This is a genomic window from Candidatus Binatia bacterium (assembly GCA_036504975.1).
Taxonomy (GTDB): domain Bacteria; phylum Desulfobacterota; class Binatia; order UBA9968; family UBA9968; genus JAJPJQ01.
Map to the genome: position 1 here is coordinate 52,013 of DASXUF010000012.1, position 16,131 is coordinate 68,143.

The 16,131-nt window shown below is 61.0% G+C and carries 15 protein-coding genes; 14 read left to right on the forward strand and 1 reads right to left on the reverse strand.

The window, feature by feature from the left end; genetic code table 11:
- Positions 1 to 20: 20 nt before the first annotated feature.
- On the reverse strand, positions 21 to 869 hold the full coding sequence (locus VGL70_01885; GenBank protein HEY3302266.1) for a sulfurtransferase: 849 nt from the start codon (positions 867 to 869) through the stop codon (positions 21 to 23).
- Between VGL70_01885 and VGL70_01890 the strand changes: the two genes are divergently transcribed.
- The 14 genes from VGL70_01890 to cimA all read left to right on the forward strand — a co-directional run bounded on the left by VGL70_01890 (position 868) and on the right by cimA (position 16,082).
- Positions 868 to 1,983, forward strand: a complete 1,116-nt coding sequence (locus tag VGL70_01890; GenBank protein ID HEY3302267.1) for a lipocalin-like domain-containing protein — start codon at positions 868 to 870, stop codon at positions 1,981 to 1,983. The two genes, VGL70_01885 and VGL70_01890, sit on opposite strands and share 2 nt — an antisense overlap.
- A 44-nt stretch (positions 1,984 to 2,027) precedes the next feature.
- Entirely contained in the window at positions 2,028 to 2,312 is a 285-nt protein-coding gene (locus VGL70_01895) for a hypothetical protein (protein ID HEY3302268.1), read from the forward strand.
- Positions 2,309 to 2,578 (forward strand): hypothetical protein, encoded by a 270-nt coding sequence (locus tag VGL70_01900; GenBank protein ID HEY3302269.1) that lies wholly within the window; start codon positions 2,309 to 2,311, stop codon positions 2,576 to 2,578. Before VGL70_01895 ends, VGL70_01900 begins: the two co-directional genes overlap by 4 nt.
- 144 nt (positions 2,579 to 2,722) lie before the next feature.
- Complete coding sequence (gene tilS / locus VGL70_01905) at positions 2,723 to 4,066, forward strand: tRNA lysidine(34) synthetase TilS (protein HEY3302270.1); 1,344 nt, start codon at positions 2,723 to 2,725, stop codon at positions 4,064 to 4,066.
- 113 nt (positions 4,067 to 4,179) lie between these two features.
- Positions 4,180 to 6,021 (forward strand): ATP-dependent zinc metalloprotease FtsH, encoded by a 1,842-nt coding sequence (ftsH, locus tag VGL70_01910; protein HEY3302271.1) that lies wholly within the window; start codon positions 4,180 to 4,182, stop codon positions 6,019 to 6,021.
- Positions 6,022 to 6,110: 89 nt separating this feature from the next.
- Positions 6,111 to 7,028, forward strand: coding sequence for a dihydropteroate synthase (folP, locus tag VGL70_01915; protein HEY3302272.1), 918 nt, complete (start codon positions 6,111 to 6,113; stop codon positions 7,026 to 7,028).
- Positions 7,025 to 7,777, forward strand: a complete 753-nt coding sequence (gene cdaA, locus VGL70_01920) for a diadenylate cyclase CdaA (GenBank protein HEY3302273.1) — start codon at positions 7,025 to 7,027, stop codon at positions 7,775 to 7,777. Before folP ends, cdaA begins: the two co-directional genes overlap by 4 nt.
- Complete coding sequence (locus tag VGL70_01925; GenBank protein ID HEY3302274.1) at positions 7,774 to 8,712, forward strand: CdaR family protein; 939 nt, start codon at positions 7,774 to 7,776, stop codon at positions 8,710 to 8,712. Before cdaA ends, VGL70_01925 begins: the two co-directional genes overlap by 4 nt.
- A gap of 28 nt (positions 8,713 to 8,740) precedes the next feature.
- Complete coding sequence (gene glmM / locus VGL70_01930) at positions 8,741 to 10,198, forward strand: phosphoglucosamine mutase (GenBank protein ID HEY3302275.1); 1,458 nt, start codon at positions 8,741 to 8,743, stop codon at positions 10,196 to 10,198.
- Between the two features lie 90 nt (positions 10,199 to 10,288).
- Positions 10,289 to 11,002, forward strand: a complete 714-nt coding sequence (locus tag VGL70_01935; GenBank protein ID HEY3302276.1) for a pyridoxine 5'-phosphate synthase — start codon at positions 10,289 to 10,291, stop codon at positions 11,000 to 11,002.
- Positions 11,003 to 11,075: 73 nt separating this feature from the next.
- Positions 11,076 to 12,701, forward strand: coding sequence for an NAD(P)H-hydrate dehydratase (locus VGL70_01940; GenBank protein HEY3302277.1), 1,626 nt, complete (start codon positions 11,076 to 11,078; stop codon positions 12,699 to 12,701).
- Between the two features lie 29 nt (positions 12,702 to 12,730).
- Positions 12,731 to 13,240: a tRNA (adenosine(37)-N6)-threonylcarbamoyltransferase complex ATPase subunit type 1 TsaE gene (gene tsaE, locus VGL70_01945; GenBank protein ID HEY3302278.1), complete on the forward strand. Its 510-nt coding sequence runs from the start codon at positions 12,731 to 12,733 to the stop codon at positions 13,238 to 13,240.
- Between the two features lie 32 nt (positions 13,241 to 13,272).
- Entirely contained in the window at positions 13,273 to 14,496 is a 1,224-nt protein-coding gene (locus VGL70_01950) for an aspartate kinase (protein ID HEY3302279.1), read from the forward strand.
- The gene (gene cimA, locus VGL70_01955; GenBank protein HEY3302280.1) at positions 14,493 to 16,082 is read left to right on the forward strand and encodes a citramalate synthase; all 1,590 of its coding nucleotides are present in this window, start codon (positions 14,493 to 14,495) and stop codon (positions 16,080 to 16,082) included. The genes VGL70_01950 and cimA overlap by 4 nt, the downstream gene beginning before the upstream one ends.
- Positions 16,083 to 16,131: the final 49 nt, after the last annotated feature.

The following is a 16,131-nucleotide window of genomic DNA, read 5'->3' on the forward strand; positions in this document are numbered from 1 at the left end:
GCGGGGCTATTCGCGGCGCGTCAGCTTGATCCGCCGCTTTTCTCCCACGGCTTCTCGATCGGCAGCTCCAGGCGGTCGCCCCATTCCTTCCACGAGCCGATGTAGTTGCGGACCTGCGGGAAGCCGATGAGCCTCAAGGCTAGATAGGTGTGCGCCGAGCGGTAGCCGCCCTGACAGTAAGGGATGGCCTCTTTGTCCGGCGTGACGCCGAGCTTCCCGTACATTTGCCTGAGCTCGCTCTCCGATTTGTATCTTCCCTCTGCGTCGAGGTTGTGGGTCCATTCGAGATGGACGGCGCCTGGAATTGCGCCGCCGCGCGCCGCGCGGATGTTCCGTCCCATGTATTCGTCGTCGCTCCGGGTATCGACGATGCGCGCCCGCTTGTCGTCCAAAGAGTTCAGAACATCTTCGTACGTCGCCAGGAGATCTCTTTGCTCCGCGACGTCGAAGCGCGTGTTCTTCGGCGGCACGGCTTCGGTCGTTACGGGATATCCGGCTTTTTTCCACGCCAGGATGCCGCCGTCGAGGACGGCGACGCGCCGGTGGCCGAAGTATTCCAGAAACCACAGGCCGCGCGCCGCGCGCATGCCGGAATTTTCCTCGTAGAAAACGACTTCGGTGTCGAGGCTCACGCCGCGGAGCTCGAACAGGTGCGCGATCATCGACAGAAACGCCTTCAGCGGCGCGGGGCTCGTGTCGATCAGGCTCACGCCGAACAAATCGAAATGGATCGCGCCCGGAATGTGTCCTTGAGCGTAGACCTCCGCCTGGCGCACGTCGATCAGACGCAGGTCGGCGTCGCCTGATTTCGCTCTCAACTCTTCCGGGGTTGTGAGCAGCTCCTGGCGGGTGTATTTTTTCTTTTCCATGGAAGGCTATATAACACCGCTCAACCGATCGCTCAAATCAGGCCTTCGCGCCATCACAATTCTGGCGTTGGGTCTGCTAGCTTCGTCGTTTACCTATCAGCTCGCCGTTCCCGGACGGGCGCTGCGATTTCCTCAAGATCACTTCTCTCATCCCGACTTTAAAACCGAGTGGTGGTACTACACCGGCCATTTCGAGACGGAGTCCGGGAAGAGCTATGGCTATCAGGTGACTTTTTTTCGCTTCGGGCTGCGCGACCGGCAGAAAGAGGAAAAAGCGCCGCCATTGTTCACCGATCTCTACATGGCGCATTTCGCGCTCTCGGATAAGCAGAAGAAAAAATTCCGCGTCGCCGAGCGCGCCAATCGCGGCTACAACGACAAGGCCGGCGCCGCCACGGACAGGTATCTCGTCTGGAACGAGGATTGGAAAGTAGAAGGACAAGGCGAAGGCCACGTCATCGAGGTGAAAGATAAGGATGTGACCTTGAAGCTGAGACTGACGTGGCTCAAAACGCCGGTTCTCCATGGTGACAATGGCCTCAGTCAAAAGGCCGAGGGAAGAGGCAGGGCCTCCTACTACTATTCGTTGACGCGGCTCAAGACGGAGGGCGAGCTGGAGATCGCGGGAAAAACCGAAAAGATCCGCGGCCAGAGCTGGATGGACCATGAGTTCGGCAGCAATCAGTTGGCGGAGGATCAGCTCGGCTGGGATTGGTTCAGCATTCAGCTCGACAACAATACGGAGTTGATGCTGTATCTCATGCGGCGGAAAGACGGCTCGATCGATCCGTATTCCAGCGGCACGCTGGTCTCGGCAAATGGCGCGACGCGGCATCTCGCGCTGCGCGACTTTCAGCTCCAGGCGCTGGAGAAATGGAAAAGCCCCAAGAGCGGCGGGAACTACCCCATGCGGTGGAAAGTCACTATTCCTGCCGAAGGAATCGAGCTCGACATCATTCCTTTCTTCCCCGACCAGGAGCTCGACACGCGCAAAAGCACCAAGGTTACTTACTGGGAAGGCGGCGTCCATGCGCGCGGAACTTTTCAAAAGCAGCCAGTGCAGGGACTGGGATACGTCGAGATGACGGGATATGCGGGAAAGTTGAGGGTATGACGTGCCAAGTTGTGGGTTTCAGCGAAGTTTGAGATACTGCCGCCGTGGTCACAACGGGATATGAAGATTGGAAATGTCTGAATGTTACCGTTAGCAACAAGGAATCCAAGGCGGTCATCGAATACAAAGTCCACTTTTATCGCAAGACAAACGGATGGTACGATGAGGTTCGGTATGACAGCCATGAGATCAAAAGGGGAAGGAAAATTCTTGCGCCGCACCTGCATGTCAAACTCGCTACGCCGATTAAAGATCCAAAGCGGGGCGAAGAGGAACTGAGGCGGATAATCGACGAAGTATTACCGGAGTTAAAGGAGATCACGCAGTGAGTCGCATACTGGCTATAAGAGGGACGGAGGGAGAAAGGGAAGTGGACTATTCCTCTCTGTCCCTCAAGGAGATCCAGAAAAGAATCAAGGCCTACGAGAAGAAATACGGCAGCTATTCCAGGTTCTTGAAAACTTATGACTGCGAGTCCAGCCCGCCCGAGGATTACCTCACGCTCATCGACTGGGAATGCCTTTCGGACGAAGCTAAGAGCAGAAAAGGCAGATCCCTGTCGCTTGTCAAAGGCAACAAGGGAAAATCGCGTTAACGCCGCTCCTGCTTTGGTAGTTCTCGACGCTATTTTCGCTCCTTGATTTGTCACTCTAAAACGCACAGAATCTCTCCTGTGCGTCTTGCAGCTAAAGTCAAACAAACCTGCCAAAAATACCGCATGCTGTCTCCCGGAGACGGCGTGTTGGCCGCCGTTTCGGGCGGGCCGGATTCGGTCGCGTTGCTGCACGTATTGTGGAAGTTGAAGGATGAGTTCCGCCTCCGCTTAGAGGTCGCCCACCTCGAGCACGGCATTCGCGGCGAGGAGGCGCATGAAGACGCGCGCTTTGTCGCCGAGATGGCTGACGGCCTCGCTCTTCCGTTTCATCTGAGGCAAGTAGACCTGCCGAAAGTCAAAGTCGAGCGCGGAAAAGGCAATCTCGAAGAGATGGCCAGAGAAGCGAGGCGTGATTATTTTGCTGCGCTCGCCCGTGAACGGGGCATTCAGAAAATCGCTCTGGGTCACACGCGCGACGATCAAGCGGAGACGTTTTTGATGCGGCTTCTCCGGGGGAGCGGAAGAAAGGGTTTGAGCGGCATGGACCCGGTTACAAAGCTGAAAGAAGTCGAAGGAAGCCCGGTGTTGGTTCGGCCCCTCATCGAAAATTCAAGACGCGAGATCGAAAACTATCTCGCGGCCGAGAAGCTGGAGTACCGGACGGACCGCACGAATCGCGACGCAGCGCTCCTGCGCAACTGGGTCCGCCTGGATCTGCTTCCAAGGCTCAAAGAAAGAATCGATGCCCGCCTCGACGAGCGGTTGGCATGCACGGCCGACGTGATGCGCGACGAGGAGAACTTTTTGCAGGAACTTGCGCAAGAGCTCCTGCCGCAGGTTGCGCAAAAGGGTGACTTGCTGCGCGCGCCGCTGCTCGGGCAACCCGTGGCGATGCAGCGCCGCTTGGTCCGTCTCTGGCTCGAAGAAAATTTGGGGAGTCTTAGAGCCGTCGAGTTCGATCACGTCGAAGCGATCTTGAGTTTGATCTGCGACGGCCCGCCGCAAGGGCGCGTGGCGATTCCGAGAGGACGGGAAGCCGTCCGCAACTACGATAAGCTACGCCTGGAGAAAAAAAGTCGAGGGCGCCGCGCTGCGTGCTACAGCTATGAGCTGCCGTTCGAAGGAGAGTTAGCCATCTCGGAGGCCGGCGTAAAGATGGCAAGCGCGCGCGGCGTCTTATCCGAAGCGCGGCCGAATGACGATCTCGAAGCCGTGTTCGATTCGAGCGCTCTGCGGCAAACGCTGACCGTGCGCAATTTTCGCGACGGCGATCGTTTCCAGCCGCTGGGGATGCGCGGCCACAAGAAAGTCAAAGAGCTATTCATTGAAAAGAAAGTTCCCCTGGAGGTACGCGCAACACTGCCGCTGCTCATCGCCGGCGAAGACATTCTCTGGATTCCCGGCTACGGCCGGAGCGAGATCGCCAAGGTCGGAGCGGCGACGAAAGAGGTCGTAAAAGTAAAACTTTCAGCGATCAGCGCCCGGTAAATCCGACAAGAACTTCGCTGCAAGCGGAGAGCTAAAGGCTGACGGCTAAAGATTGAACTAAGGTATTGTGTATGTTACACTTTTTTTGCTTTGTCTTCTAAGGAGGCCTAAGTTTGAATCAGATGTCTAAAAACCTGGCCCTGTGGCTGGTCCTGGTGCTGATTTTCCTTTTTCTCTTCAACATTTTCAGCAAGCAGCACGGACGCGAGCCGGAGATCATTTTCAGCGAGTTTATCGCCGCGGTCGATCGGGGCGAGATTCAGGAAGTGACCATTCAGGGGCACAATATCCAGGGAAAGTACCGCAACGGCGAGCGCTTCAGGTCGTTTGCGCCCAACGATCCTGACCTCGTCAAGATGCTGCGCGACAAAAAAATCAAAATTGCCGCCAAGCCCGAGGACGAATCTCCCTGGTACATGGTGCTGTTAGTCAACTGGTTTCCGATGCTGCTCTTGATCGGCGTGTGGATCTTTTTCATGCGCCAGATGCAGGTGGGCGGCGGCAAGGCGATGTCCTTCGGCAAGAGCCGGGCGAAGCTCCTCACGGAAAACCAGCATCGGGTGACGTTCAACGACGTTGCCGGAGTCGAAGAAGCGAAGGAAGAGCTGCAAGAGATCATCGCGTTTTTGAAAGATCCGAAGAAGTTCACCAAGCTCGGCGGCAGAATTCCCAAGGGCTGCATCCTCGTCGGCCCGCCGGGCACCGGCAAGACGCTGCTGGCGCGCGCCATCGCCGGCGAGGCGGGCGTGCCCTTCTTCAGCATCAGCGGCTCGGACTTCGTCGAGATGTTCGTCGGCGTCGGCGCCTCGCGGGTGCGCGACCTGTTCGTCCAGGGAAAGAAGAACGCGCCTTGCATCATCTTCATCGACGAGATCGACGCGGTCGGGCGCCACAGAGGCGCAGGCCTCGGCGGCGGCCACGACGAGCGCGAGCAGACGCTGAACCAGTTGCTTGTCGAGATGGACGGCTTCGAGGCCAACGAAGGGGTCATTCTTATCGCCGCGACCAACCGGCCCGACGTGCTCGATCCGGCGCTGCTCCGCCCGGGGAGGTTCGATCGCCGGGTGGTCGTGCCGAGGCCGGACGTCAAAGGACGGGAAGGAATTCTTGCGGTGCATACACGCAAGGTTCCATTGTCGCCGGACGTGGACATCAGCGTCTTGGCCCGCGGGACCCCAGGATTCGCTGGCGCGGACTTGGAGAACCTCGTCAACGAGGCGGCGCTGCAGGCGGCCCGGAACAACAAAGAAAAAGTCGATATGCTGGACTTCGAGCTGGCCAAGGACAAGGTGATGATGGGTACGGAGCGCCGGAGCATGATCATCAGCGATGAAGAAAAGCGCAACACCGCGTACCACGAGGCCGGACACACGCTGGTCGCCAAGCTCATTCCGGGCACCGACCCGGTCCATAAAGTGACGATCATCCCGCGCGGCATGGCGCTGGGCCTGACGCAGCAGCTCCCGATCGACGAGAAGCACACCTATCCCAAGGAATACCTGCTCAACAACCTCGCGATCCTTTTCGGCGGGCGCGTCGCCGAGGAGCTGGTTCTGAAATCTATGACGACGGGCGCGGGCAACGATATCGAGCGCGCCACGGAGCTGGCCCGCAAGATGGTTTGCGAGTGGGGCATGAGCGAGAAGCTCGGACCCATGACGTTCGGCAAGAAAGAGGAGCAGATCTTTTTGGGGCGGGATTTCACCCAGCAGGTGGACTATTCCGAGAGCACGGCCGTCGAGATCGACGCCGAGATCCGGCGCATCATTCAGGCAAGCTATCAACGGGCCAAGGAGCTGCTGCATACCAATCTCCAACTGCTGCACAAGCTCGCCGAGAAGCTTCTCGAAAAAGAGTCGTTGGACGGCGCGGAAATCGATGCCTTGATGCAGGAGTTCGGCGGCAACGGCGGGAGTCCGATTTCTCCCATACCGGTCGCCGCAGCGCATGCTTGAGCGGATCCTTTGAAAAAGTAGAGCTCTCCGAAATCCATCCCTCAACTCAAACATCGGCCGCAGCTTGAGGCGATAGTCTCGGACTGGCAATGGAGAAGAGCCCTCCGGAATCTCACCGCTATCGATCCGCCGCGCGTGCGCCCGGCTTTGCGCTTTCAACCCGTCATGGAACGATCGACATGCGCCGGCGCACGGCCGTCATGGGGATCGTCAACGTGACGCCGGACTCCTTTTCCGACGGCGGAAAATATTTCGCTCCGGCGCGCGCCGTCGCCCGCGGCGCGGAGATGGCGGAGGACGGCGCGGATATCGTCGACGTCGGCGGCGAGTCCACCCGGCCGGGGGCGCGTCCCGCTTCCGCCGAGGAGGAGATTGAGCGGGTGATCCCCGTCATTCGCGGTCTGCGCCGAAAGGTCTCGATTCCGATCTCGATCGACACGACCAAAAGCAAAGTCGCCCGCGCGGCCCTGGACGAAGGGGCGGATCTCGTCAACGACATCAGCGCGCTCGGCTTCGATTCCGCGATGGCGGCGCTCGTCGCGGCGGAGAAAGTGCCGGTGGTGCTCATGCACATGCAGGGCACGCCCCAGACCATGCAGCACAGTCCGGCTTACGAGAATGTCGTCGAAGAGGTCAAGACGTATTTACAGGGCCGGGTGCAATTCGCCGTCGAAGCGGGCGTCGAGGCCGAGCGGATCATCGTCGATCCCGGCATCGGCTTCGGTAAAAATCTGGAGCACAATCTGGCGCTGCTGCGCGCCCTAGGCGCGCTGGCTGCTCTCGGCCGCCCGCTCCTCGTCGGCACCTCGCGCAAGACCTTTATCGGAAAGATTCTCGACGTCGCCCCCGAGGAGCGGCTGGAAGGGAGCCTGGCGGCGGCGGCGGCTTCCGTGCTCGCGGGGGCGAACATCGTCCGGGTTCACGACGTGAAGGAGGCCGCGCGCGCCGTGCGCATCGCCGACGCGCTCCGGTTCGGCGTCGCCGCGCCCGCCGGAGCGGGGCCATGATCGAAATCTTCACCCAGCTTCGCTGGCAAGATCTTTTGGACATCGGCATCATCGCCTTCATCGTTTATCGCTTGATCCACATGATGCGCGGCACGCGCGCGATGCAGATGGTCATCGGGCTGGTGATCGTCCTGCTGGTTTACGTCGCCTCGCAGACGGCGGGACTGTTCACGCTCAATTGGGTGCTGGACAACTTTCTCGGCTCGATCATCCTGGTCGTCATCGTGATTTTTCAGAGCGACATCCGCCGCGCCCTCACCCAGGTCGGCACGACGCCGCTTTTCGGCGGCGCGGACCGGATCGAGCGCGGCCAGGCGTTGGAAGAGATCACCAAGGCCGTCGTATCGATGGCGGGCAAGAGGGTCGGCGCGCTGATCGTCTTCGAGCGGGAAGTGGGTCTCAACGACTATATCGAGGTCGGCACGCCGCTCGACGCGCGCGTCAGCCGGGAGCTCGTCGAGAGCGTCTTTCTGCCGCGCTCGCCGATCCATGACGGCGCGCTCATGATTCGCAAAGGGCGGATGGCCGCGGCGCGCTGCTTTCTGCCGCTCAGCGTGGATTCGAACTTGAGCCGGGAGCTCGGCACGCGCCACCGCGCGGCCGTCGGCCTCACCGAAGAGACCGACGCGGCCGCGGTCGTGGTCTCGGAGGAGCAGGGCAAGATCTCTCTCGTGGTCGACGGCAAGGTGACGCAGGACGTGGACGGCCCGCGGCTGCGCAGCGAGCTCACGCGGCTCTTGGGCACATGATGGCCGCTTGGGAAAAATTGCTCGCCTGGGCGAGCAGCGACCTCGGCCTCAAGCTCTTCTCGCTGCTTTTCGCGCTGGGCCTTTGGCTCTTCGTCAACGCGGGGCAAAAGCCGACGGAGAAGTCTTTCCTGGTGCCCGTCGAGTTTCGCAATCTCCCGGCGGATCTCATGACGCTCAATCCGGCGCCGGGCCCAGTCGAGGTGCGGTTGGCCGGTCCGCCAGCGCTCCTTTCCACGCTCGATCCGGACTATCTCAAGGTCGTGTTGGATCTGGATGCGGCGCGCCCCGGGACCTCTACGTTTCGCTTGAGCGCGGATTTTTTCAACCCGCCGCGCGGCGTCAGGGTCACGCGCATCAATCCGGCGGTCGTCAATCTCAGGCTGGAAGCGAAGGCGGAGCGTTCACTGCCGGTAGCCGTGCGGGTGGGAACGAAACCGCCCGCCGGCCACAAGGTCGCACGCATGGACCCGATGCCGGACACGGTCAAAGTCCGTGGCCCGGCGAACGTGGTGAATCGAATGACTTCCGTCGAGACGGTGCCGCTCGAGCTCGAAGGCGCCAAGGGGCAATTCACGCGCGAGCTTCGGCTCAGCGCCACGGACGAGGCGCTGTCGTTCTCGCCCGACCGCGTGACCGTGGCGGTGGTGCTCGAAGAGGAGATGATAACCCGAGAGTTCGGCCGCGTGGACGTGGCCGCTAGAAATTCGTCCGGCAAATACAGCGTGAGCCCGCGCCAGGCGCAGGTGAAATTGTCGGGCCCCAAGCGGATTCTCGGGGAGCTCAAGCTGGGACCCGACCAGGTATATGTCGACTTGAAGGGATTGAAGCCGGGAAGTCATTCGGTCCCGCTCAGCTTCAATTTGCCGCGCGAGATCAAAATAGTGGAGCAGAAGCCGGAGCGCTTCAAGGTAACGATCTTGAGCCGCGAAGCTTGATCGGTAATGAATTAGAGGAGCACAGGAGATGGCGTCGGAAAAAATAAAAAGGATCCACAAGCGGCAACTGTTCGGCACCGACGGCGTCCGGGGAGTGGCGAATCTGGAGCCGATGACCTCCGAGATGGCCTTGAAGCTCGGGCGGGCCCTGGCCGCCGTCGTGCACGACCCGCGGGCGGATATTTCGGGGGCGCCGGCCGAGCGCAAGACGCCTTCGCCGTCCAAACTCACCGGCGTCCATGGGCCCCACCGCTACAAAATTCTCATCGGCAAGGACACGCGCCTTTCCGGCTATATGCTGGAGACGGCGCTGGCTTCGGGAATTTGCTCCATGGGGGTGGACGTTCTCCAGGTCGGGCCCTTGCCGACGCCGGGCGTGGCGTACCTCACGCGCAGCATGCGGGCCGACGCGGGCGTGGTCATTTCCGCGTCCCACAACCCGTTTCAGGACAACGGCATCAAGTTTTTTTCCTACGACGGCTTCAAGCTGCCGGACGAAACCGAGGCGCGGATGGAGGAGATGATTTTTTCCGGCGAGACGGAGCGTCACCGGCCAACGGCGGACGAGATCGGCAAAGCGTTTCGCGTCGACGACGCGGTCGGGAGATACGTGGTCTGCCTCAAGGGCACTTTTCCCCGGCATCTTACCCTGGAAGGGATGAAGATCGTAGTCGACTGCGGGCATGGAGCGGCGTACCGGGTAGCGCCTTTGGTTTTGACGGAGCTCGGGGCCGAAGTCATTTCGATCGGCGTCCGTCCGGACGGCGAGAACATCAACCGGGGCTGCGGCTCGCTCTATCCCGAGACCGCGTGTCAGGCATTGCAAGAGCATGGGGCGGATCTGGCGATCTCCATGGACGGCGACGCGGACCGGGCGATGTTCATCGACGAAAAAGGCGAAGTCGTGGACGGCGATCAGGTCCTCGCCATCTGCGCGAAAGATATGCGCGACAAGAAATCTCTGAAAGGGGGAACGGTCGTCGCGACCGTGATGAGCAACCTGGGTCTGGAATTGGCTCTAAAGGGAATGGGGCTGAATCTCCTGCGCACTCAGGTAGGCGACCGCTACGTCGTCGAAGAGATGGTGCGCGGCGGCTTCAACCTGGGCGGCGAGCAGTCCGGCCATCTGCTTTTCCTCGACCACAACACGACCGGGGACGGCTGCGTTACGGCCTTGCAGCTTCTGGCAGTCATGGTGGAAACCGGACGCAGCCTCGGAGAATTGAAAAAGGTGATGACGCAGCTTCCACAGGTGCTGCTCAACGTGAAAGTCAAAGAGAGAAAAGACTTGGCGGCTTTGCCGCAGGTGCGGGCCAAGATCGCCGCCGTGGAGAAAGAGCTCGGCACGCGCGGCAGGCTTCTGGTCCGCTACTCGGGCACCGAGCTGCTGGCGCGCGTCATGCTGGAAGGAGAAAACGAGGGGCGGATTCGGCAGATGGCGGAGGAGATAGCGGAAGAGATCAGGAAGGAGATCGGCAAAAGCTAGAATTCAGAATTCAGGAGTCAGAATTCAGGAGCGGGGAGGCATTCTGGATTCTGACTTCTGGCTACTGGATTCCTTCTGACGAGCACGAACATGATTCGTCTTGGAGTGAACGTCGATCACGTGGCCACGGTCAGACAGGCCAGAGGGATCGACATTCCCGACCCGGTGACGGCGGCGCTGCTGGCCGAGAAAGGCGGGGCGGACGGCATCACCGTTCATCTGCGCGAGGACCGGCGCCACATTCAGCAGCGCGACGTCGAGCGGCTGCGCGCGAAGCTCAAGGCCAAGCTCAATCTGGAAATGGCCGTGACGCCGGAAATGGTCCGCCTGGCGGAAGAGATCAGGCCCGACGACGCCTGCTTTGTTCCCGAGCGGCGCCGAGAGCTGACGACCGAGGGCGGACTCGACGTTTCGTCGCAAAAATTTAAGATTCGCGACGCCGCCCTACGTCTTCAAGCGCGCGGGATCCGAGTCGCTCTGTTCGTCGATCCGGACGAAAAACAGATCGAGGCCGCGAAGGAGACGGGCGCTCACGCCGTCGAAATTCACACCGGCGGCTATGCGAACGCGAAGGGAGACGGGTCGAAAGAGCTCGGCGAAATCGCCGCCGCCGTCGCGCTCGGGCGCCGCCTCGGGCTGGAGGTCCACGCCGGACACGGGCTGAATTACGAGAACGTGACGCCGATCGCGCGCATACCCGAGATCGTCGAGCTCAACATCGGCCACAGCATCGTGGCGCGGGCGATCATGGTCGGCATGGAGCAGGCGGTGAGGGAGATGAAGGGACTGTTGACGGTTAGGTAGGGGCGACCCCCCGTGGTCGCCCAAATTCGGGCAGGCACGGGGGCCTGCCCCTACGCCATGACGAGAATTTGCAATGTTCGTCGTTACCGCAAAAGAGATGCGCGAGCTGGATCGGCTGACGATCGAAAAGCATGGCGTGCCGAGCCTCGCGCTGATGGAGCGCGCCGGTGAGGCCATCGCCGCGGCGCTCGTCGAGCGTTTCGGCAAAGCGGCCAAGGGCGGCGTCCTCGTCGTTTGCGGCAAGGGCAACAACGGCGGCGACGGCCTGGTGGTCGCGCGCCGGCTCAAAAAAAAAAGCATTCCGTGCGCGGTCGTCCTGCTGGCGCGTAAAGACGAGCTTTCGCCCGACGCGGCGGAAAATCTGCGCGCGTATCTCAAAGTCAAAGGGACCGTGGTTGAGGCCGGGGCGAACTCTCTCGCGCCGCTCCGGCAACGGCTCAAGGGGAAAAAACTCGTCGTGGATGCCGTCTTAGGCACGGGGCTCAAAGAAGAAGTGCGCGGCGTTTATGCCGAGGCGATCGCGCTGATCAACAGTTCCGGCTTGCCGGTCGTGGCCGCGGATGTGCCGTCGGGTCTTGACAGCGACAGCGGCAAGCCGTTGGGCGCCTCTGTCAAAGCGAAGATGACGGTGGCGCTCGGCTATCCAAAATTAGGCGAAGTCATTTATCCCGGCGTGTCTTACGCCGGCGAGCTGGTCGTCGCCGACATCGGCATTCATCCCGCGGCGGTCGAAGAGGTCCGGCCGCGCGCCGAGCTGCTCGACGAGGAGGAGATCGGCCGGCTCGTTCCCGAAAGAGAGCCGGACAGCCACAAAGGAACTTACGGCCACCTGCTCGCCGTGGCGGGATCGCGCGGCAAGACCGGCGCGGCGATCCTCGCGTGCACAGCGGCGATACGCGCCGGCGCAGGGCTCGTGACCTTGGCCGCGGCGCGCTCTCTCAACGACATTTTCGCCGCTGCGCTCGTCGAAGTCATGACCGAACCGCTGAGAGACAATGCCGATGAGGAGATCGGGACGCTCAGCGATCACGAGTGGCGCCGCATCCTGGAAAAAAAGAGCGCCGTACTCTTCGGTCCGGGCGTGGGCGTCAACGACTCGACACGGAGCGCGCTCTGGTGGCTGCTGAGAAATCTGGAGACGCCGCTCGTGATCGACGCCGACGGGCTCAATCTTCTGGCCGGAGACATCGAGAGGCTCGGCGGCGCCAAGAGCCCGCCGGTTCTCACGCCGCATCCGGGCGAGATGGCGCGGCTCATCGGAGCGGACACGGCTAAGGTCAATAGCGACAGAGTCGGAGTCGCGCGCGCGTTTGCCGAGCAGCATGGCTGCCACGTCGTGCTCAAGGGCGCGCGCACCGTCATCGCGACCCCCGCCGGCCGTGTGTTCATCAATCCGACCGGAAATCCGGGCATGGCGAGCGGCGGGATGGGAGACGTGCTTGGCGGCATCTTGGGAGGGCTGCTGGCCCAGGGCTTTGCCATCGAGGACGCGCTCAAGCTCGGGGTTTTCGTTCATGGCTTTGCCGGCGATCGGGTGGCCGCTGCAAAAGGTCAGATCGGGCTGATCGCGTCGGACGTGATCGAAGCGCTGCCGGAAAGCTTTAAAAAGCTGGCAGAAAACAAGAGACAGAAGGCAGAAGGCAAAGTGCAAAATGCAAAACTCAAATTGCAAAATGGAAGAAAGCTCCGGAACTTTTGACTTTTGCACTTTGCAATTTTCATTTTGCAATGAAATCTTTTTCGCTGATCTCGCACTCCGCCGCGCAAACCCATGCGTGGGGCAAAAAGTTGGGCCGGTTGTTCAAGGGCGGCGAAATTATCGGACTCACCGGCGCGCTGGGAAGCGGCAAGACCTGCTTCGCCCGCGGCGTGGCCGAAGGGGCGGGCGTCGGCAAAGAGGCGTGGATCCGCAGCCCCACGTTCACCCTGATCAACGAGTACGACGGCCGGCTGCCGATCTACCACATCGATCTCTATCGCATCGGCAACGCGCGAGAGCTGGAGGAGTTGAATCTCCGCGAATACCTTTTCTCCGACGGCGCGAGCGTCGTCGAATGGTTCGAGCATCTTCCGCCGGGCGAGATCGATGAGTGGCTTGAGATCGACTTTGAGCATAGAAGCGGACATGAGCGGCGGTTGACCTTTACCGCTCACGGAAGGCAATATGAGAAAATACTGGAAAGAATTCAGAATCCAGAATCCAGAATTCAGAAGGGACGGGGGGATTCTGGATTCTGACTCCTGGATACGGGATTCCCTACGAGATGACAATGGGACTGATCGTGCAGAAATACGGCGGCACATCCGTCGGCAGCGTCGAGCGGATTAAGAACCTCGCCAGAAAAGCCGTCGCCGCCAAAAAGGCCGGTCACGACCTGATCGTCGTGGTCTCGGCGATGGCCGGCGAGACCAACCGGCTGGTCGCTCTCGCGCAACAAATCTGCGAATCGCCCGACGAGCGCGAGCGGGACGTCCTGCTGGCTTCGGGCGAGCAGGTCTCCACGGCGCTGCTCGCGCTCGCGATCAAGGGGTTGGGATATAAAGCGCGCTCGCTGCTCGCGCACCAGATGCACATACAGACGGACAACGTCTACGGCAAGGCGCGGATCAAGAGCATCGACTCGGCGCGCGCGCTTCAGTCGATCAAGGACGGAGAGATCGTCGTCGTCGCCGGCTTCCAGGGCGTGGACGAACAGGACAACATCACGACTCTCGGCCGCGGCGGCTCGGACACCAGCGCGGTCGCCATCGCCGCAGCGCTGAACGCCGAGGTGTGCGAGATCTACACCGACGTGGAAGGGGTCTTCACCACCGATCCCAACATCTGCCCGGCGGCCAGGAAGCTCGACCGCATCTCCTACGAGGAGATGATCGAGATGGCGAGCATGGGCGCCAAGGTGCTGCAGATCCGCTCCGTCGAGCTGGGAATGAAATTCAAAGTGCCGATCCATGTCCGATCGAGCTTCAGCGATAGCGAGGGGACGTGGATCGTCGAGGAGGATTTAACCATGGATGCGGTTCTCGTCTCGGGCGTGACTTGCGATAAGGACGAGGCGAAGGTCACTCTGCTCGGGGTTCCGGACCGTCCCGGACTTGCCGCGCAAATCTTCGGCCCGATCGCCGCGGCCAATATTGTCGTCGACATGATCATCCAGAACGCCAGCGAGGCGGGGACGACCGATTTGACTTTTACCGTGCCCAGGGCGGATTATAAAAAAGCCATCGCGCTGGTCGAAAACATGGCCGATAAGATCAAGGCGAAAGGGGTCACGATCGATCCCGACATCGCCAAGGTCTCGATCATCGGCGTCGGCATGCGCACCCACGCCGGCGTGGCGGCGCGCATGTTTCAGGTGTTGTCGCGCGAGGGCGTCAACATCGAGATGATCTCCACGTCGGAGATTAAAATATCTGTGGTGATCGACGAAAAAAACACCGAGCGGGCGGTCAGGGCGCTGCACAAAGAATTCATCGAGAACCAGGCGGCCGTATGAAAGACGTTTTGATCTACGACACGACGCTCCGCGACGGCTGCCAGGCGGAGGACGTCTCCTTCACCTTGGAGGACAAGCTCCGCATCGCCGAGAAGCTGGACGAAGTCGGCGTCGATTACGTCGAGGGCGGTTTTCCCGGCTCCAACCCGCGCGACGAGGAATTCTTCAGAGCGGTCAAGAAGCTCAAGCTCAAGCACGCGCGAATCGCCGCGTTCGGCATGACGCGCAAGTCTTCTTCACGGCCGTCGCAGGACCTGAGCTTGAAGACGCTCCTCAACGCCGACACCCCGGTCGTGACTCTCGTGGGCAAGACGTGGGACCTCCACGTGCGCGACGACTTGAGGATCAGCATGAAAGAGAACGTAGAGATGATCGCCGACTCGATCGCCTATATGAAGGAGCGCGTGGGCGAGGTGATCTTCGACGCCGAGCATTTCTTCGACGGCTATCGCTCGAATCCCGGGCACGCCGTGGATTGCTTGAAGGCGGCGCAAGAGGGCGGGGCGGATTGGATCGTTCTCTGCGACACCAACGGCGGGCGGCTGCCGGGCGAGATTCGCGCCGCCATCGCCGCGCTCCAGGGAGTGATCTCGAAGCCGCTCGGAATCCATTGCCACAACGACGGCGAGCTCGCGGTCGCCAACACTTTGACGGCGGTCGAGATGGGCGTGCGCCAGGTGCAGGGGACGATCAACGGCTTCGGCGAGCGCTGCGGCAATCTCAACCTTTGCTCGGCGATCGCGGACCTGCAGCTCAAGATGGGCAAGCAGTGCGTGGCGCCCGAGCAGCTCAAGAAATTGCGCGACGTGTCGCACTTTTTGTACGAGCTTGCCAATATCAGCCCGAACAAGCACCAGCCCTACGTCGGCGACAGCGCTTTCGCCCACAAGGGCGGCATGCACGTGGCGGGCATTCTCAAGAACCGCGAGACCTACGAGCACATCGACCCGGAGCTGGTCGGCAACCGCCAGCGGGTCCTGGTATCGGACCTGGCGGGGCGCAGCAACATCATTTACAAGGCCAAGGAATACGGCGTCGATCTCGACAACCACGATCACGCCGTGCAGCAGATTCTGCGCCGGATCAAGGATCTCGAAAGCCAGGGTTACGAGTTCGAGGCGGCGGAAGCGTCGTTCGAGCTTTTGATCCAGGAGGCGCTCGACCGCAAAAGAAAGAATTTCCGCCTCATCGGCTTTCGCGTGATCGACGAGAAAAGGAAAGAAGGCGAGCCGCCGATCTCCGAGGCGACGATCATGGTCGAGGTGGACGGCGTCCTGGAGCATGCCGCCGCGATGGGCAACGGTCCGGTGAACGCGCTCGACAGCGCGCTGCGCAAAGCCCTGACCAAATTCTATCCGGCGCTGAAGGAGGTCGAGCTGCTCGACTATAAAGTCCGCGTGCTGTCTTCCGGCGAAGGAACGGGCGCTTCGGTGCGCGTGCTGATCGAATCGGGAGACAAGAAGGACCGCTGGGGCACGGTCGGCGTTTCGCACAACGTGATCGAAGCGAGCTGGCAGGCGGTCGTGGATAGCATCGACTACAAGTTATATAAGGATACGAAGCCGGCAACGGGCGCCAGGCAATAGGATAAAAGATGAAAGCGGGAATCTCCGCGTTTCCGTTTTCATCCTTGCT

Bases quoted from the DNA above. Each gene is read 5' to 3' on its own strand.
- VGL70_01940 (HEY3302277.1), top strand. From the start codon at position 11,076: ATGTTCGTCGTTACCGCAAAAGAGATGCGCGAGCTGGATCGGCTGACG.
- cdaA (HEY3302273.1), top strand. From the start codon at position 7,025: ATGATCGAAATCTTCACCCAGCTTCGCTGGCAAGATCTTTTGGACATC.
- VGL70_01950 (HEY3302279.1), top strand. From the start codon at position 13,273: ATGGGACTGATCGTGCAGAAATACGGCGGCACATCCGTCGGCAGCGTC.
- tsaE (HEY3302278.1), top strand. From the start codon at position 12,731: ATGAAATCTTTTTCGCTGATCTCGCACTCCGCCGCGCAAACCCATGCG.
- VGL70_01890 (HEY3302267.1), top strand. From the start codon at position 868: ATGGAAGGCTATATAACACCGCTCAACCGATCGCTCAAATCAGGCCTT.
- cimA (HEY3302280.1), top strand. From the start codon at position 14,493: ATGAAAGACGTTTTGATCTACGACACGACGCTCCGCGACGGCTGCCAG.
- VGL70_01885 (HEY3302266.1), bottom strand. From the start codon at position 869: ATGGAAAAGAAAAAATACACCCGCCAGGAGCTGCTCACAACCCCGGAA.
- VGL70_01925 (HEY3302274.1), top strand. From the start codon at position 7,774: ATGATGGCCGCTTGGGAAAAATTGCTCGCCTGGGCGAGCAGCGACCTC.
- folP (HEY3302272.1), top strand. From the start codon at position 6,111: ATGGAGAAGAGCCCTCCGGAATCTCACCGCTATCGATCCGCCGCGCGT.
- VGL70_01935 (HEY3302276.1), top strand. From the start codon at position 10,289: ATGATTCGTCTTGGAGTGAACGTCGATCACGTGGCCACGGTCAGACAG.
- glmM (HEY3302275.1), top strand. From the start codon at position 8,741: ATGGCGTCGGAAAAAATAAAAAGGATCCACAAGCGGCAACTGTTCGGC.